Source organism: Nonomuraea sp. NPDC049141, assembly GCF_040648415.1.
Taxonomy (GTDB): domain Bacteria; phylum Actinomycetota; class Actinomycetes; order Streptosporangiales; family Streptosporangiaceae; genus Nonomuraea.
The window spans coordinates 512,191-529,206 of the sequence record NZ_JBEZDR010000006.1 but is presented as its reverse complement, the minus strand read 5'-3'; the positions used below and the strand labels follow the sequence as shown (position 1 = coordinate 529,206).

The following is a 17,016-nucleotide window of genomic DNA, read 5'->3' as shown; positions in this document are numbered from 1 at the left end:
ATGAATCACGTTTTTGGCCCGGTCAATCGTCGCCGCAGAATGTATGGGCGGGGGTTGTTTTCGGCTATGTCGTTATCAACCTTTCGACCGATCGGCCGCTGTAGCGGCTGTGGCTCGCATAGTAGGTTGCTTCAGTGCTGAAATGCCTACGACGTAAGGTCGTTTGGTTAGCCGTCGCCGGAGTCGTCGCCGCCGGGTCGCCGGTCGGACTCGGCTCGTCGTTCGCGTACGCCTCTGATTCGGGTAACTCCGTCATCGTCTGGGACGGCAACGCCCAGACAGCGATCTGGGACATCGCCGGTCAGCAGCCGCAAGTTCAGGCGCGCAGCTTCGCGATGGTGCACGGAGCCATTTACGACGCGGTGAACGCGATCGCCCGCACTCCCTACCAGCCCTACTTGATCGCACCGGCCGCCAACGGTGCCGAGTCGACGGACGCGGCCGTCGCGACCGCGGCCTTCCGCGTGCTGGACGCGCTGTTCCCGGCTCAGCGGGCGAGGTTGAAGACGCAGTACGACGAGTCGCTGGCCGCGATTCCCGATGGCGGCGCGAAACGACGCGGCATCACCGTGGGCGCTCAGGCGGCCGATGCGATGATCGCCGCGCGGGAGAACGACGGGGCGTTCGGCAGCCAGACCTGGACCGTCGGCACCCAGCCTGGCCAGTGGCGGCCGGCGCCTCCCACCTTCGCCTCCGACGGGGCATGGGTCGGTTACGTCAAACCGTTCCTCATCCCCAGCGCGTCCATGTTCCGCACGTCCGGCCCGCCATCGCTCACCAGCCGCCGGTACGCCCGGGACTTCAACGAGGTCAAGACGATCGGCTCGGCGACCAGCACGCTCAGGACGGCCGACCAGACGCAGGCCGCGATTTTCTGGCACGATCGGCATCTGGCCGAATGGGAGATCAAGCGCCAGCTCGCGACGACGCAGCGACTGAACACGCTCCAGACGGCGCGGATGTTCGCGATGGTCGATCTGGCCGAAGCCGACGCCACGATCGCCTGCTTCAACGAGAAGGCGGCGTGGAGCTTCTGGCGGCCGGTCACCGCGATCCAGCTGGCCGACACCGACGGCAACCCGGACACGGTGGCCGATCCCAACTGGATGCCGCTGCTCGTCACGCCGCCGCACCCCGACTTCACGTCCGGACATGCCTGTTTCACCGCCGCGAGCATGTCGGCGTTGGCCTACTTCTTCGGCCGGGACGACATCTCCTTCAGCGGGTACAGCGCCGACTCGGGCACCACCCGGCACTTCCGCGGCTTCTCGCAGGCGCTCGCCGAGGTCGTCAACGCCCGCGTGTGGGGCGGCATCCATACCCGCACGGCCGACGTCCAGGGCGCGAAGATCGGCGGCCAGGTCACCGCCTACATGGCCGGCCACTACTTCCGCCCGAAGAGGTGACGACCCCGGCGACGCCGCCGGGGTCGCGTGCTCGTGTGGTTCGGTGCGGGCGGATGCCGGACGTCGGTGGCCGTCAGCCCGGGGAGCGCTCGGCCTGCGGCGGAGCCCAGAAGCGCTCGTAGTTGCCGACGGTCGACAGCGAGCGCGGTTCGGCCCGATCGAGGTACAGGACGCCGTTGAGGTGGTCGGTCTCGTGCTGGGCGATCCGCGCCGGCCAGCCGGACAGCTCCACGTCGTACGCGCGCCCGCCGCCGTCGAGAGCCGACAGCCGGACCCGCGCGTGGCGCGGCACGACGGCGGTCAGCCCCTCGATACTCAGGCATCCCTCGTAGAACGCGTGGTAGCGGGACTCCAGAGGGGTGACGACGGGGTTGACGAGTTCCAGCGGAGGCTGGGGCACGCGCTCCCGCGCCGTGGCGATCTCCGGCGGCACGTCGGCGGGGTCCTCGATGACGGCCAGCGCCAGCGGGATGCCGATCTGCGGCGCGGCGAGCCCCACCCCGACGCCCGGCAGGTGCCGGAACATCGCGTCGAGCAGCTCGCGCAGCAGGCCGTCGGGGAGCTGGCCGTCGTACGGCTCGGTCGTGCGGCGCAGCACGGGGTCGCCGGCCTGGGTGATGGACCAGGGGCGGGGCGCCGCCAACAGGGCGTGCACCCGCTCGGCCAACTCCTCGCCGCCGCTCATCGGGGGCCACCGGTGGCGTACTGGGGTTCCATGCGCAAGGGATCCTATCGGTCAGTAGTCGCTCAGCAGACGGTAGACCACGCCCGGGCCGAAGTCCCCATTCCCGATCTGGAAGGTCTTGATTTGTGAAGGAGATCACTCTTATAGTCGGAATGATGCACCTTTCATACGACTTAGAGCACTTGTGAGGTTTTCCGTCCTGTCGGTGTGGCTGGTTGAGCGGCTGCACATCGATCTCTGCCGTCTGACCGGGTCCATCTGTCGCTGATCGCGCTCTGACGTAGCGCTTGATCCCCTCGACCCCGTACCACCCCCTTTCTGCATGCCTTCTTAGGCATGCCGTCTTTCGGAGCCTTCCTCATCGTGAAGAGATTCTCTTTCTCCCTGCAGCTGCTGCTGGGCCTGGTCGTGGGTGTGGCCCTCGGCTTCGCCGCCCGCATCTGGGACCTCGCCTGGCTGGCCACCACCCTGACCGAAGTCGGATCGATCTTCGTCCAGCTGCTCAAGCTGGCAGTGCCGCCGCTGGTGTTCACCGCCGTCGTGGTCAGCGTCGCCAACCTCCGCAACGTCAACGGCGCGGCTCGGCTGGCGGGCAAGACGCTGTTCTGGTTCCTGGCCACCGGGCTGATCGCCGTCATCGTCGGCATCGGCCTCGGCTTGATCATCAACCCCGGTCAGGGCGTCACCCTGAGCACGGCGGGCGCGAAGGCGCCCGAGCACGTCGGATCCTGGGTCGACTTCCTCACCGGCATCATCCCGACGAACATCGTCACGGCGTTCACCGAGCTCAACGTCCTCCAGATCGTCTTCCTGGGGATCGTCCTCGGTGCGGCGGCCCTCGCGATCGGCGAGAAGGCCGAGCCGTTCCTCACCTTCAGCCGCTCGATCCTCGAACTGGTCCAGAAGGCGCTGTGGTGGGTCATCCGCCTGGCCCCCATCGGGACCGCCGGCCTGATCGGCAAGTCGGTCGCCACCTACGGATGGGACCTGCTCGCGCCGCTGGCGAAGTTCGGTCTCGGCGTCTACGTCGGCTGCTTCATCGTCCTGCTGGCCGTCTACCCGGCGCTGCTCTCGCTGGTCGGCAAGGTCAACCCCATCACGTTCTTCCGCAACGCCTGGCCCGCGATCGAGCTGGCCTTCGTCTCCCGCTCCTCGGTCGGCACGCTGCCGCTGACGCAGAAGGTGACGATCGAGCGTCTGGGAGTCGACCGCGACTACGCCTCCTTCGCCGTGCCGTTCGGTGCGACCACCAAGATGGACGGCTGCGCCTCGATCTACCCGGCGCTGGCGGCGATCTTCGTGGCGCAGGTGTTCAACGTCCACCTGGGCGTCGGCGAGTACCTGCTCATCGCGTTCGTCTCCGTCGTCGGCTCGGCCGCGACGGCCGGTCTGACCGGCGCGATCGTCATGCTCACGCTGACGCTGAGCACGCTGGGCCTGCCGCTCGAGGGCGTCGGCCTGCTGCTGGCCATCGACCCGATCCTCGACATGATCCGCACCGCGACCAACGTCGCGGGACAGATCGTGGTGCCGGTCCTCGTGGCCCGTGGTGAGGGCCGGATCGACGAGGCGGTGCTCAACGCGCCGCCGCAGCCGCTCGACGAGGCTCCGGCGAGCGCGCCGCGCACCTCCGGCGAACCAGCGATCGCCTGACCAAGCCTGACCAGCCTGACCAGCAGACGGGGCCGCCCACGCGAGGGCCGCCCCGTCTGTTCATGTTCCGGCAGGCGCTCCCGGTGGTCAGGTTCGCACGATGACGGCGCTGTCGATCCCGTTCCACGCGAGGTTGGCGTTGTCCAGCAGGAGCTTGTCCACGTCGATGGAGTGCTCGCTGGCGTCCGCCGGGTCGGCGACCTTGAACGTCGTGGGATGGACGGAGCCGTCGGCGTGGACCACACCGCCGTAACCGGTGATGGTCACATAGTGCCGGAGGGTGGGCGTCGAGCTGTTCCACCACGGCAGTTTGCCGGGGATCACGAGGACCATCACCGGTCTGCCGCGCGACAGGGACGTGACGATCCGGTTGATGCCCGCCTCATACGTCTGCCCGTTGGAGACCGCTATCTCCTCCCACTTGTACTGCCAGTCGGAGGCCGGGATGTAGGAGTTGATGACGGCGGGGATCCTGCCCGGCATGGTGGCGCCGAACAGCGTCTCGCCCGTCTGCAGCTTGTCGGCCAGCTCCGACTGCGGCGGAGCCGAGATGCCGATGGTGGCGAGCGTGGTCTGCACGGCGCCCGGGCCGCACCAGTTGCTGCGCTCCTGCTGCTTGGCGGAGAGTCTCATGTCCAGGGCCCGTACCGGGAGCTGCCACGTCCCCGCGATGCCGAACTTGGCCTCGGTGACGACGTAGGGGCGCCTGAGGTCGGTGAACGCGGTGTAGCACGCCCGGCTGGCGTTCGTGGTCATCGTCGGGCACGAGTCCGAGATGTCCGGGCCGTCGCCGCCGAACCAGAGCCGCAGGTTGACCTGGAAGTTGGTGTACGCGCCTGGGTTGATGAAGGCGACGGCGCGAACCTGGGTGCGGTTGCCGTTGAACTCGAGGCACACCTGGTAGGCGGTGCCGTTGTGGACGCGGGTCTCGCTGCAGGTGGTGTTCAGCGTGGTCGGGTATTCGTGCCAGATCCCCGCCTGCGCGGGGAGGGCTGGGACGGTGATGACCGCGAGTGCCGTTCCCATCAGGATCGTGAGTAACGCTCTGATCACTCTTTGCACGGGTATGCTTCCTCGTATATCGGTTCAGGCCGAAATGTTCAGGGCTAATGGATGGCGAGCCGGTACAGCCGCTCGTTGATCTTGTAGTAGAGGTTGCCGAAGCCGTCGGCGGTCAGCCCTTCCGCACCCGAGACCGTCAGCAGCACGGTCAGCGCCTTGGTCGACTTGTCGATCTTGAAGATCTGGTCGCCGGCCGTGCCGTACACGTGGCCGGGATCCTGGGCCACGGTCAGCAGTTCCCCGTCACGCCAGGCCAGACTGGACTTGGCGGCGTAGTCGGGGTCGGGGAACAACCGCGTCGCCGTGATCGCCTCGGGCCGGGCCGGATCGAGGGTGAGCAGTGAGCCGCCCGCCAGGCCCCAGAGCTCGCCGTCCACCTCCGTGAGGGCCGTGACGGCCTTGGGCGCCGTCAACGGGAGCGGATACGGGCGCACGGCACCGGTGGCCGGGTCGTAGGAGAACAGCGTGGCCGACGCTCCCGGCGCGTAGACGGGGTCGACGCCCAGGGCGCCGCGCGTGGAGGTGCCGCCGAACACCTTTCCGCCCGCGTAGGCCAGCGAGACGACGGCCTGGTTCGGCACCACGCAGATCGTCCGCCCGGCCGTGCCCTCCTTCCACATGGTCAGGGCGCCGCTGCGCTTGCCGTACTTGGGCACCGTGCCCATGTAGACGGTGCCGTCCGGCCCGCCGGCGAGCGCGTACGGCCGGTCCTGCGGCGGCGGCCCGTTGCCCGGCTCGCAGTCGTCGGCTTTGTCGCCCGCCTCGCCGCCGGTGTACCGGAGTGTGGGCGGCCAGGGACTTGCGGGGTTGTAGCTGTAGAGCTTGGCCGAGGGATAGGCGCCGATGTAGAGCAGGCCGTTGTGCGCCAGCAGGCTGTCGGTCTGGCTGAGCCCGTTGAGGGTCTTCGTGTCCGGCCGGTTGTCGTCGCCGTCGCCTCGCAGCGGGTCGTAGATGCCGGTCCCGCCGGTCAGGTAGCCGCCGGTGTAGACACGGCCGTCGGGTCCCGCGCCGAGCGCGTTGATCGCGGCGGGCAGTACGGGGGTGCCGGCGACGACTCTGCTGCTCCAGGCGCCGCTCGCGGTGTCGTACTTGAAGATCCTGGTGCCGTCCGAGGCGGCGCCGAGGCCGACCAGGGTGCCGTCGGCCCAGGTGTAGCCGGTGACGTCGAGTCCGGGCCGGACGGAGGTCGCCTGCACGGATCCGGTGGCCACGTCGTAGGAGTGCAGCAGGCCGTCCTTGACGAACCACACCTTGCCGTCGCGGGCCGGCGAGTGGTGCAGGTCCACGTCGGTGATCGCGGCGTCGGTGGTGGCGGCGTACGAGCCGTCGGCGTTGCGGGCGACGCGCAGGACGAGCAGCGTGCGGTCGATCCAGGCGAACAGCCTGCCGCCGGTCCAGGTGAGCCCGCCCACCATGGAGTTGTGCGCGTAGGCCGCCGGAAGCAGGCTGTCCACCCGCCCCGTGACGTTGTCGAACCTGACCAGCGCGGCGTTCGTGCCGGTGCCCAGGTACGTGGCGTTGGCGGCCGGGTCGTGGGCGATGCTGCGCACGTACTGCGCGCCGGTCACGATGGGCACGCTCCCGATCGTGGTGAAGGCGCCGTTGTCGTACTTGAAGTAGCGACCGTCGTTGTAGGTGCCGCCGTACACCTTCCCGCCCGCACCCGGCTCCAGGTCCCAGATGAAGGAGTAACCGCCTTCCGCCCGCCCGAGGTCGGTGACCGTGGACTGGCCGGGGACGTGCCGGTAGAGCTTGGAGTTGGGATAGGTGCCCAGGTAGACGCTGCCGTCGGTGGCCGTTGCCGCCGCCCAGCCGCCGACGGTGGGCGTGTCCGCCGAGTCGGGAATGGTGATCTTCCGGGTCACCTTCTCGGTGGCCACGTCGATCACCGCGAGCTGCGGGTTGGCGTCTTCGGTGCCGGTATAGAGGGCGTACGCGCTTCCGCCCGCGAACGTGGTGGCGTTGGGCACGCTGCTCTCGATCTGCACGCCCAGATCGGTCACGTCCTTGGTGATCAGCACCTCGTCCCAGTAGGCGGTGCCCACGTCGGCCACCCCTGAGTAGATGAGGGCCGAGACCGTGGCCGTGCCGGTGGGCGCGACCCCCGAGGCCGTGACGCGGTTCCACCGCCGGCCCGTCACCGCCGCGTTCGCGCCACCGGACAGGAGTTTGCCGGAGGCGTCCCTGAAGCGCAGATACAGCTGCGCCGTGCCGCTGTCGGCCCAGACGACGGCGTTCAGGGTGTAGCGCGTCCCCGCCGCGGCGGGCAGGCCCGGCAGGCTCTCCCTACCGTAGGCGGCAGCGGGGTCGGTGTCGGTGACGCGCGCGGTGGTGCGCCCGTCCCAGGCCACGGCGTCGACGCCGCCGGGGCTGTGCGAACCGCTCCAGCCGGTGAGCCCGTCGTCGAAGCCTCCGTTGGCGATCCGCAGGTCGGCCGCGGACGCCGGTGCGAACGGCGCCGCGAGCAGCGTCACGAGGAACGCCACCGCCACCGCCCCGCGCAGGGCGCGCCTCACGCGCCTCCGCCTGTCCTGCGGTCGGGCCGCCGTCTGGCGTGCGGCCTGATCCGCCACGCTAAGGGGCCCTCCTCGGAAATCTGCACAGCGCCACCTCCACGGTGTGTTCGTTTGTGCTCGATTACGGTCATGACCGTAACTTCGCGAACGTGGCGCGTCAATGCCCTGTACGTGTCAGCGGCACCGAAGTATGAGGCTCACGGGTGCCGGGGCGACGCCGCGGGCTGCGGGATCTCCGGCGAATCGGCCCGCCTGCGCCGGATGAGGTACTCGGCGGTCGCGAGGGCGGCGGCACCGAGCAGTACCTCGCTGACAGTGGAGATCAGACGGCTGGCCAGGGCCACCACCGCGGCGGCCGGAGCGGGCAGCACCACGGTCAGCGCGGCCGTGAGCACCGCCTCGCGGACGCCGATCCCGTCGGGGATGAACACGCTGGCGATGCCGATCGAGGTGGCGAGCGTGAACGCGCCGACACACAGCATGAGTGAGCGGGGCGGAGACGCCCCCATCGCGATGGCCAGGGGCCACAGGTGCAGCCCGGTGACCACCCATGACAGGCTCTGCCAGACGATCGCGAGCCGCACTCCCCGGACGGAGGCGGCCGTGGCCGCGGAGGGGCGGCGCAGCAGCCGCAGCAACAGCGCGGAGCCCTGGTTGACGATCTGCGGGCGCACCAGGACGAGCACGATCAGCACGGCGGCTCCGCCCAGCCACGCCGCCCGCGCGCCCAGGAGCTGCACGCCCGCGAGCAGCCCGACCGTGAACCCGCTCAGCAGCACCAGGCTCATGACCAGCGCCGCCGTGGTCATCAGCCTGCCGAAGGTGACGCCGTTGGCCGTGGCCACCTTGGCGGTGGCGATCATGCCGGGCACCCGTCCGGGCACGTACTTGGACAGGAAGCCGACGAAGAAGATCCGCACCACGCGCGGCTCGCTGACCGGGGGGCCGACCTCCAGCAGCACGACGCGCCAGCCGAGGAACCCGAGCGACAGTCCCGCCATGCTCGCCAGCAGCGAGCCGCCGAGCAGGAGGCTGATCTGCCCGGCGTCGCGCTGGGTGAGCAGGACGCCGACCACGCTCCAGTCCAGCCGGGACATCGTCCACGCGATCGCGGTCACGACGGCGAGGGCGAACGCGGCGACCAGCGCCAGCTTCACCGGACGCGGCAGCCGGGGCAGCCTGATCGATCTCACTCGCGCGTCCCGGCCGACGGTGCCGGGGACAGGCCCGTCCTGATCGGCTCTCCCCGCCGGCGGCTCAGCTCGTAGGCGACGCGCAGCAGCCCCACGCAGGCGCCGAGGAAGAAGGCCGTGTGGAAGCAGAGCTGCATCCAGCCGACCCACAGCCCGAAGCGGGCGCCCCGGTAGCGGCGGGCGAAGCCGATGAAGGCGCGGTTCATCCAGAGGAACACCGCGAGCGTCGCCGCCGGCACGGCCAGCAGCCAGGGGCTGACGAGCGCGAGCGGCAGGGTGAGGAACGTGGCCGTCGCCGAGGCGGAGGAGACCCGGGGCGGTTTGCGCTTGCTCTGGCCCGTTCCGATCATGCTGAGCTGGAAGCCGACCTTGCCCTCACCCCGCAGCCGCCGCGCCCGTACCATGATCACCGGCAGCGTCGTGGACCGGACGAACCGCTCCGTCAGGCACCCCCAGAACCGGTCCTCGTCGTCGGCCCTGGTGACCACGGAGGTGGTGACGACCAGCCGGTAGCGGGCCGGGACGCGCGTGCCGAACTCGAAGTCCTCGCCGTCGCGCAGCCGTTCGTCCAGCCCGCCCGCCTCCTCGAAGACGTGGCGCGGGATCAGGGTGCAGGACAGGAACGTCGCCGTGGTCTGGCTGCGCTCGTAGTGCTCGCACAGAACGCGATAGCGTTCGACCGGGCCGTCGTCGTACAGCGGCTCGATGTCGTAGATGCCCTGAACCATGCCGCAGTCCGGCGTCTCCCGATACGCCTTGACCGCGTTGCGTATCGCGTCAGGGGCGAGTGCCGTGTCGGAGTCGACGAAGAACAGCAGCGGGGCCGCGCTGCCGGCCACCCCGAGGTTGCGGGCCCCCGCCGGCCCCTGGTTGCGTGGCGACTCGACGATCGTGCACGGGAAGCGCCGGGCTATCTCCAGCGAGCCGTCGGTGCTGACGTCGTCGACCACGATGACCTCGACCGGGCGGTAGGTCTGCGCGTACACCGACTCCAGGCAGGCCCGCAGGGTTTTGCGCTTGTTGTAGTTCGGCACGATGACCGCGACGTCACCCCGCCAGGCCATCTCGTCAGGCATATCCGTTCCCTTTCGTCGGTCGGGTCGTGCCGGTCAGGACACCGACACGACCATGCGCTGGGCCCGATGGTCGGACAGCCGCTCGGCGCCGGGCAGCTCGTAGCTGTGCACGGTCACGTCGGGACTGGTGTACAGCCAGTCGATCCGCCACAGCTCGGCGGTCCCGGCCAGGTAGGTCGCCGGATAGAGAGACGAGAGCGCGGGCGTCCTGTCGATCAGCCGCTCGGGGAGCAGACGGCGGATGCCCATCGCCGGGGAGGTGTTCAGGTCGCCGGCGAGCACGACGGGATGGGGGTTGGCCGCGACGTCCGCGCCGATGGCCCGGTAACTCGCCTCCCGCCGCAGGGTCTTGCTGAAGGCGACGTCCCGGGACTCGGCGTCGTACAGCCGCCATTCGAGCGGGGGCTGGGCGATCTGGGGGTCGTAGAAGGAGATGACCGTGCCGTTGACGTCGATGTCGGTGCGCAGCGTCTCGACCGTGTAGCCCTCCGGCCAGCTCCGCAGCGCCTCGGGGATCTCCTTCTGGTCGGACGGCAGCCAGGGGCGCAGGTCCAGGCCGCGATGCCCGACGATCGGGAACCGCGAGAGCGTGATCTGCTCGCCGGACACCGCGACCTGGTAGCCGGGGAACTCGCGGCGCAGCTCGGCCAGCTTGTCGATGCGCATCGCCAGATCGGCGGTCCAGCGCTGGGACCACATGTCCCCGGCCTGGGTGTTCACGTACAGGTACTCCGTCAGCAGGTAGACGTCGGCGTCCAGCTTGTGGAGGTAGCCATAGAACTCGGGTGAGTACCGGTCGCCGTCGGCCGTGCGCCAGTCCTGGTCCCAGAACTCGGTGTTCCAGGCGGCCACGGTGATGGCTCCCGGGCCCGCGGGCGGCGGCGTGTACCAGAGAGTGGCGTAGTTGACCCCGCTCGACCCGGCGCCCAGCACCGCGGTGACCACCAGCAGCGACATGATCCGCCAGCGCACCGGCCGGGCCAGCGGCGCCACGACCAGCAGCAGCGCGGGAACCACCAGGAACAGCGGCGGCGGTATCAGCTCGATCGGGGCCCACAGCGAGGTGCGCCCGCTGGCCAGCAGGTGGCAGAGCACGAAGAGCAGCCACGCCACCGAGGCGGTCACGACCAGCTTGGTGCCCCAGCACCAGCGCCGCCGCGGGCGGATGAAACGCCTGACACGTTCCGCCCAGGACCTTTCCGGCTGGGGCGGCATGGCGGTGAGCCGCTGCTCGGTCACCGCGTCCCCGTCGCTCATCAACACCATCCTCGGTGGGTGGGCCGGTGTCGAACGTACTGAGGAGTTCTTGTCGCATCCTTGTCAGTTCGGCGCGACAAGAAAGGGGCAAGCCGCCGTGCCTAGCGTGAACCGGACGCAAGGTCTGACACGGCCAATGGAGCGCATCATGAGTCGGGAGCACCCCCTAGTCTCGGTCATCATCCCCAGCTACAACCGGTCCGACGTGTTACGACTCTGCCTGGATGCGGTGGAAGAACAGACCTATCCGCATATCGAGGTCATCGTGGTGGATGACTGCGGCACTGAGGACGCTGCGTCGGTGGCCGCGTCCAAGGGCGCCAAGGTGGTACGCACCGAGGTCAACGGCGGCCCGACCCCCGCGCGCAACCTGGGCGCCGAGTATGCCACCGGGGAGATCCTGTTCTTCCTCGACGCCGACATCGCCCTCGACCCGGACGCCGTGGCGAACGCTGTGCGGATCTTGGAGTCCCGCCCGCGGATCGGCGCCCTGGGCGGCATCCTGGGGCCCGAGTCGCTGGTCTCCCAGAGCCTGGCCGCCCAGTACCGCGCCCTGCAGATGCACCGCTGGTGGATGCCCGCCCACCGGCCGACGCTCGAGCTGCACGCGGCGGTGCTCGTGGTCCCCGCCAAGGTGTTCGCCGAGATCGGCCCCTTCGATCCGCGGCTGCGTGAGACCGTCTCCTCCGACTACCGCATCCGCGTGACGCGGTCGTACGAGGTGAAGCTGAGCGACGCGATACGCGGCCGCAAGGACCACGACGCCACCGTGGGGACGATCCTGCGCAAGGTGCTCCGCCGCGCCCGCATCAGCGCGCTGGACTGGCACAAGGGGGAGACACCCGGGGACTCCGTGCCCCGCGCGGTCGGCGGCGTCCTGCTGCTCGCCGCCGTCCCGGCGCTCGCCCTGCCCGTGGTGGCGGGCCGCGCCGGCGCACTCGTCCCGCCCGCGCTGGTCGCCGCCGCCATAGCCCTGGACGCGGGCACCTACCGCTCCGCCTACACCCAGCGGGGACTCGCGTTCGGCCTGTACTTCTCCGGCGTCCACCTCACCGTCACCTTCACCGGCGCCCTCGGCGGAGCGATCGGCGTCCTGCAGCGCTTCGCGCTCGGCCGCCGCGTGGAGAAGCCCGCCCGCATTCCCGCGGCCCAGGACTGAACGGCCATGCGGATCATCGGCTTCGGCCGGACGAGGGGAGAGGAGCGCTGATGACGCCGCAGGTACGGCCACTGGTCTCGGTCATCGTGCCGAACTACAACTACGCCCGCACGCTCGACCTGTGCCTGAGCGCGCTGGAGCGGCAGACGTACCCGCGCATCGAGGTGATCGTCGTCGATGACCGCAGCACCGACGACTCGGTGGAGATCGCCCACCGGCACGGGGTGCGGGTCGTGGTCACCGGCACCAACATCGGCGCCCCGGCGGCGCGCAACCTCGGTGTCGAGCACGCGCGCGGCGAGGTGCTGTTCTTCCTCGACTCGGACCTGGCGCTGGCCGAGGACGTGGTCGAGCACGCGGTGAACCTGCTCACCGCCGATCCCACCCTGGGGGTGGTGTGCGGCACCTACGACCCGGAGCCGCTCATCCCCGACAGCCTCGTCGAGCGGTACCGCAGCCTCCAACTGCACTACTGGATCTCCGGTGACGAGGGCGAGATCACCACGATCTACTCCGCGCTGTTCGCCATGCGGGCGGAGGTCTTCCGCGAGGTGGGCCCGCTGAACCCCGCGCTGCGCCACAGCGAGAACGCCGAGTACGGCCACCGCGTCACCCAGCGGTACCGCATCGTGCTGGACAACAGGATCAGGGGCAGGCACGACCATGACGACCGGCTCAAGGTGGTGCTGTCGAAGTTCTTCCACCGCGCGCGCCTGCACATCCCGCTGTACCTGCGCCGCCCGGACTTCAACGGCGGCCCGGCCAACAGCAGCCGCGGCTGGGGCTCGCTCGCCGCGCTGTTCGCCGTGCTCACCGCGCCGCTGCCGGTGGTGCTCGGCCCGGCCTGGCTGGCCGCGCCGGTCGTGCTGCTGGCCGGCTCGATAGCGGCTGACCTGGGCATGTACCGCTTCGTGTGGCGCTACGCCGGCCCGCGCTTCACCCTGTACTTCACCGCGGTGCACTTCCTGGTGAACGTCACCGTCGCGGTGGCGGTGTTCGCCGGCGCGGCCCAGTGTCTGCTGTCCAGCAGGTTCCGTCGCACGTACGATCTCACGTCGGCCGAGGTGTGAGCGATGACCGAACAAGGGCCCCTGGTGTCGGCGATCGTACCCAACTACAACTACGCCGCCTCGCTGAAGCTGTGCTTGGGCGCGCTGCGGGAACAGACCTACCGGCCGATCGAGCTGATCGTCGTGGACGACGGCAGCACCGACGACTCGGTCGAGGTCGCGCGGCGGCTCGGCGTGCGGGTGATCCGCACGGAACGCAACATGGGCGTCGCCGGTGCGCGCAACCTCGGCGTCGCGCACGCGTGCGGCGAGATCCTGATATTCGTGGACTCCGATGTGGCCCCCTACTCCGACGCCGTCGAGGTGGCTGTTGGCATGTTGGCCGCCGATCCCGGGCTCGGCGCGGTGTGCAGCATTCACGATCCCGAGCCGCTGATCCGCGACAGCCTCGTCGAGGAGTACCGGGCGCTGCAGTACCACTACTGGACGGCCAGCTCCGAGGGGCCGATCTCGTTCCTGTTCCCGGCGCTGATGGCGATGCCGCGCCGCGTGTTCGACGACATCGGGCCGTTCAACACCCGGCTGCGCGAGACCGAGGAGGTCGACTACGGCCACCGCCTCACCCAGCGGTACGAGATGGTGCTCACCACCGCGGTGCGGTCGCGGCACGATCACGACGACAAGCTGTTCAAGCTGCTGCGCAAGCTGTACCGGCGGGGGCGCGCCCGGGTGCCGCTGTACGCGCGCCGGCGGCGCTTCGCCCGCGGGTTCGAGACCTCCAGCCGGGCCGGCGGCAGCCTCGCCGCGCTGGCGGCGGTGGCCGCGTTGCCGCTGGCGGTCCCGTTCGGCCCGGCCGGCGCCGCGCTCGCGGTCCTCGCCCTGGCCGTGTCGCTGCTGGCGGACCTCGGCATGTACCGCTTCGTGCTGCGCAGGCGCGGGCCGCTGTTCCTGCTCTATTTCGGCGCCGTGCACTTCCTGGTGAACGTGACCATCGCCGCCGGGGTGGCGGCCGGGGTCGTCCGGTGGCTGTGCTCGGCGAGGTTCCGCCGGCTCTACGACCCCGACCTGACCATGCGCCACTCGGCCACCGGCGAGGCGGCCACGTGACGGCTCCCCTCCGGGCGCCCGACGCCACGCAGGCCGCGACGCGCCGCCGCGATTCTCGGCGGGAGCGGCGGAAGATCCCGCTGGTGCTGTGCGCGGCGATCGCCTGGCTGGTGTTCGTGGTGTCGCACCGTGTCCTGTCCGGCCGGGTGTGGTGGTGGCAGATCCCCGAGCTCGTCCCGCCGCTGGCGTTGGCGGTCGTTCCCGTGGTGCTGCTCGTCGCGGCCCTGGCGGCGCGCCGCGCGCGCCGGGCGGCCGCCGTGGTGGCGCTGGCGTCCTTGATGCTGGGTGGGGGCGCGAGCGGGCTCAACCTCGCCTCGCTGTGGCACCGCCCCGCCCCGGCTCCATCGGACGCGATCAAGGTGTTCTCCTGGAACACCTGGTACTGGGACCAGTCCGTGCCCAGCGCGATGCCCCCGCCCACCGGCACGCCCCCACGGGACGTCGCCGCCTTCTACCGCTACCTCCGCGCCCAGGACGCCGACGTGCTGCTGCTGCAGGAGTACGTCTACTTCGGCGCGGACTCCCGGCCGATTCGGGTGAACGACCTGGACCGGCTGCGCCGGGAGTTCCCCGGGTTCCACATCGCCGCGGCGAGCGAGATGGTGACGCTGTCGCGGTTCCCCATCGTTCTGGAGCGCGGCCTCGACCTGCGTCCTGAGGCGGAGGACAGCCGGGACACGCCCGTGCCGCCCGGCTCCGGCTGGCCCGGCTTCTACACGGTGAAGACGCTGCGCACGGACCTGCGTGTCGGGAACCGGACCGTCTCGTTCTACAACTCCCACATCAACTCGCCGGTCGACCCGTCCGCGGGCGGCCTCGACCTCTTCAGCCTCAACCGCACGCAGCACGAGGCACGCAAGGCCAACCTCCGCGCACTGGCGGCCGACATCGAGGCGAACCCGCTGCCCGCCGTCCTGGCCGGGGACTTCAACGCCTCGCCCGCGATGGGCATCCTGCGCCTGGTGCCGGGGCGGATGGCCGACGCCACCCCGGCGCTGCGCTCGCTCTACCCCGCCACCTGGGACGACCGGTGGCCGTGGTGGCGGATCGACTGGGCGTACACCACGCCGGAGATCACCGTCCACGAGTATCGGCTGGTCCGCTCGGACGGCCTGTCCGACCACAGCGGGCAGCGGCTGGTCCTCTCGCTCAGCCGGTGACCTGGGCGTACAGCAGGCCGGGCCGCCCGGCCGGCCGGGTCAGCGGGTCCGGGCCGGCACGCAGGATCGTGAGATGCAGCGCACGCAGCTCCGGACCCGGCTCGATGCCCAGGTGGTCGGCGAGGTAGCCGCGCAGGCGGGCGTACAGGGCCACCGCCTCCGCGCCGCGTCCGAGGGCGTACAGGCCGCGCATCAGCATGCTCGCCAGGGGCTCCGCGAGCGGGTAACGCGGCACCAGCGGGGTCAGCTCGGTGACCACGATGTCGGGCCGGCCCAGGCTCAGGTGCGCCTGGGCCCAGGTGCCGATGGCGCCGACGAACTGCTGCTCGATGCCGTACCGCATGCGGGCGGCCCACTCACCCGGAATGCCGGTGAGCGGCGCGCCGCGCCACAGTTCCATCGCCTCGGTCAGCAGCCGGGTCCGGGTGAAGTCGTCGCAGGCGCGTAGCTGCGCCTGCTTGGCCAGCCGCCGGAACCGGTAGGCGTCCACCCGCTCGGGGTCCACATCCAGCGCGTAACCGCCGTTCCGGCGCTCGATGGAGATCCGGGTCGCGGTCAGCGCCTGCCGCAGGCGGGTGATGTGGGCGTACAGCGAGTCGGTCGCCCGGTCCGGCGGATCGTCCCAGACGCGCTCGATCAGTGTGCGGAGCGACACGGGGCGGTCGGCGTCGATCGCCAGGGCGGCCAGCACCGCGCGTCGCTGCGGTGGACCCAAGGGGACGCGGCGGTCACCGACGGTCACCTCCACCGGTCCCAGTAAGCGGACGTCCATCGCCTTCCTCTCACAATCGTTGTCACAGGTGGACGGCCGTCGCCAGAGACGGGTGGTGGACGAGCACGAGCGTCACACCCAGGGTGGCGGCCCACAACATCGAGTTCGCGACCATGACACGGTCGCGCAGCAGCACGCGCACCGGGTCACCGCCCTCCTTGTCCAGGAGCTGCATCTGCAGGTACCGGAAGAGGGCGAAGAGCGCGAAGGGAGTGGACAGCATCATCGCCGTCTGGCCGTGCTCCGGGCCGAACGGCCCCTCGTCACGCAGGTACATCAGGCCGGAGACGAGGGCGAGCACGGAGGCGATCTGCAGCAGCCAGTTGGTCAGCTCCATCGAGTAGCCGCGCAGCGCGGGCCGGTGGACGGCCCCGCCCTCCAGCAGTTCCTGGCGGCGCTTGCCGATGAGCAGCAGCAGGGACATCGAGAACACCGTGATCAGCAGCCAGGAGGGCACCCGGTCCCCGGTCACCTCGTACCCCTGCACGACGCGCAGGACGAAGCCGGCCGCGACCGTGCCCACGTCGACCAGCGGAATGTGCTTGAGCAGGCGGCTGTAGGCGACGTTGAGCACGAGATACACCAGCACCGGCCAGGAGGACACCGGGTCCCGGGCGACGATGGCCGCGAGCACCGCCAGCAGGACGGCGCAACAGGCGCCCGCGGTCAGCACCCCCACCCGGCCGGACGCGACGGGACGGTCGCGCTTGACGGGATGCAGGCGGTCGCGGTGCCGGTCGACGATGTCGTTGAGGATGTAGACGGCGGCGGAGGCGACCATGAACGCCACCGTGGCCCAGATGATCCCGACCACCTCGGCCAGGGTGGGGGAGGGCGCGCCGATGAGCGCCACGGGCACGAGAAGGATCGCCTTGGCCGCGTGGGACGGGCGGATCAGGGCGGCCAGATCCGCGACCAGGCGGGTGCGGGTTTCCACGGGCCGGTCCGGCGTCGCTTCCG

15 protein-coding genes are annotated in these 17,016 nt (G+C 70.4%); 7 read left to right on the top strand and 8 right to left on the bottom strand.

Annotated elements, in window-relative coordinates; genetic code table 11:
- Positions 1-134 precede the first annotated feature (134 nt).
- Positions 135-1,406, top strand: coding sequence for a hypothetical protein (locus AB0B91_RS21340; RefSeq protein WP_358322011.1), 1,272 nt, complete (start codon positions 135-137; stop codon positions 1,404-1,406).
- A 73-nt stretch (positions 1,407-1,479) separates the two neighbouring features.
- On the opposite strand, the gene AB0B91_RS21335 is transcribed toward AB0B91_RS21340, so the two are convergent.
- Positions 1,480-2,091, bottom strand: a complete 612-nt coding sequence (locus AB0B91_RS21335) for a peptide deformylase (RefSeq protein ID WP_358322008.1) — start codon at positions 2,089-2,091, stop codon at positions 1,480-1,482.
- Positions 2,092-2,275: 184 nt separating this feature from the next.
- Between AB0B91_RS21335 and AB0B91_RS21330 the strand changes: the two genes are divergently transcribed.
- Entirely contained in the window at positions 2,276-2,359 is an 84-nt protein-coding gene (locus tag AB0B91_RS21330) for a putative leader peptide (RefSeq protein WP_358322211.1), read from the top strand.
- A gap of 95 nt (positions 2,360-2,454) precedes the next feature.
- Positions 2,455-3,744, top strand: a complete 1,290-nt coding sequence (locus AB0B91_RS21325; RefSeq protein ID WP_358322005.1) for a dicarboxylate/amino acid:cation symporter — start codon at positions 2,455-2,457, stop codon at positions 3,742-3,744.
- An 87-nt stretch (positions 3,745-3,831) separates the two neighbouring features.
- On the opposite strand, the gene AB0B91_RS21320 is transcribed toward AB0B91_RS21325, so the two are convergent.
- From AB0B91_RS21320 to AB0B91_RS21300, 5 genes are all read right to left on the bottom strand, one after another.
- Positions 3,832-4,770, bottom strand: a complete 939-nt coding sequence (locus AB0B91_RS21320; protein WP_358322002.1) for a C39 family peptidase — start codon at positions 4,768-4,770, stop codon at positions 3,832-3,834.
- An 80-nt stretch (positions 4,771-4,850) separates the two neighbouring features.
- Positions 4,851-7,322, bottom strand: a complete 2,472-nt coding sequence (locus tag AB0B91_RS21315) for a hypothetical protein (RefSeq protein ID WP_358321999.1) — start codon at positions 7,320-7,322, stop codon at positions 4,851-4,853.
- Between the two features lie 197 nt (positions 7,323-7,519).
- Positions 7,520-8,515, bottom strand: coding sequence for a lysylphosphatidylglycerol synthase domain-containing protein (locus AB0B91_RS21310; protein ID WP_358321996.1), 996 nt, complete (start codon positions 8,513-8,515; stop codon positions 7,520-7,522).
- Positions 8,512-9,591, bottom strand: coding sequence for a glycosyltransferase (locus AB0B91_RS21305; RefSeq protein ID WP_358321993.1), 1,080 nt, complete (start codon positions 9,589-9,591; stop codon positions 8,512-8,514). Before AB0B91_RS21305 ends, AB0B91_RS21310 begins: the two co-directional genes overlap by 4 nt.
- 33 nt (positions 9,592-9,624) lie before the next feature.
- Positions 9,625-10,848: an endonuclease/exonuclease/phosphatase family protein gene (locus AB0B91_RS21300; RefSeq protein WP_358321990.1), complete on the bottom strand. Its 1,224-nt coding sequence runs from the start codon at positions 10,846-10,848 to the stop codon at positions 9,625-9,627.
- 148 nt (positions 10,849-10,996) lie between these two features.
- Here AB0B91_RS21300 and AB0B91_RS21295 point away from each other — a divergent pair, with 148 nt between their 5' ends.
- The 4 genes from AB0B91_RS21295 to AB0B91_RS21280 are packed head-to-tail and all read left to right on the top strand — an operon-like array spanning position 10,997 to position 15,284.
- Complete coding sequence (locus AB0B91_RS21295) at positions 10,997-12,007, top strand: glycosyltransferase family A protein (protein WP_358321987.1); 1,011 nt, start codon at positions 10,997-10,999, stop codon at positions 12,005-12,007.
- A 50-nt stretch (positions 12,008-12,057) separates the two neighbouring features.
- Positions 12,058-13,077, top strand: a complete 1,020-nt coding sequence (locus tag AB0B91_RS21290) for a glycosyltransferase family 2 protein (protein WP_358321984.1) — start codon at positions 12,058-12,060, stop codon at positions 13,075-13,077.
- Between the two features lie 3 nt (positions 13,078-13,080).
- Positions 13,081-14,124 (top strand): glycosyltransferase family A protein, encoded by a 1,044-nt coding sequence (locus tag AB0B91_RS21285; protein ID WP_358321981.1) that lies wholly within the window; start codon positions 13,081-13,083, stop codon positions 14,122-14,124.
- On the top strand, positions 14,121-15,284 hold the full coding sequence (locus AB0B91_RS21280; protein WP_358321978.1) for an endonuclease/exonuclease/phosphatase family protein: 1,164 nt from the start codon (positions 14,121-14,123) through the stop codon (positions 15,282-15,284). The genes AB0B91_RS21285 and AB0B91_RS21280 overlap by 4 nt, the downstream gene beginning before the upstream one ends.
- Here AB0B91_RS21280 and AB0B91_RS21275 read toward each other — a convergent pair.
- Together AB0B91_RS21275 and AB0B91_RS21270 are read right to left on the bottom strand one after the other, a co-directional pair.
- On the bottom strand, positions 15,274-16,056 hold the full coding sequence (locus tag AB0B91_RS21275; protein WP_358321975.1) for a BTAD domain-containing putative transcriptional regulator: 783 nt from the start codon (positions 16,054-16,056) through the stop codon (positions 15,274-15,276). The two genes, AB0B91_RS21280 and AB0B91_RS21275, sit on opposite strands and share 11 nt — an antisense overlap.
- A gap of 22 nt (positions 16,057-16,078) precedes the next feature.
- A complete protein-coding gene (locus AB0B91_RS21270; RefSeq protein WP_358321972.1) occupies positions 16,079-16,993 on the bottom strand; it encodes a UbiA prenyltransferase family protein in 915 nt (304 codons plus the stop codon).
- Between the last annotated feature and the right edge of the window lie 23 nt (positions 16,994-17,016).

Excerpts from the sequence above, each read along its gene's own strand:
- AB0B91_RS21335 (WP_358322008.1), bottom strand. The coding sequence starts at position 2,091 with ATGAGCGGCGGCGAGGAGTTGGCCGAGCGGGTGCACGCCCTGTTGGCG.
- AB0B91_RS21295 (WP_358321987.1), top strand. The coding sequence starts at position 10,997 with ATGAGTCGGGAGCACCCCCTAGTCTCGGTCATCATCCCCAGCTACAAC.
- AB0B91_RS21305 (WP_358321993.1), bottom strand. The coding sequence starts at position 9,591 with ATGCCTGACGAGATGGCCTGGCGGGGTGACGTCGCGGTCATCGTGCCG.
- AB0B91_RS21320 (WP_358322002.1), bottom strand. The coding sequence starts at position 4,770 with ATGGGAACGGCACTCGCGGTCATCACCGTCCCAGCCCTCCCCGCGCAG.
- AB0B91_RS21290 (WP_358321984.1), top strand. The coding sequence starts at position 12,058 with ATGACGCCGCAGGTACGGCCACTGGTCTCGGTCATCGTGCCGAACTAC.
- AB0B91_RS21285 (WP_358321981.1), top strand. The coding sequence starts at position 13,081 with ATGACCGAACAAGGGCCCCTGGTGTCGGCGATCGTACCCAACTACAAC.
- AB0B91_RS21300 (WP_358321990.1), bottom strand. The coding sequence starts at position 10,848 with ATGAGCGACGGGGACGCGGTGACCGAGCAGCGGCTCACCGCCATGCCG.
- AB0B91_RS21275 (WP_358321975.1), bottom strand. The coding sequence starts at position 16,056 with ATGGACGTCCGCTTACTGGGACCGGTGGAGGTGACCGTCGGTGACCGC.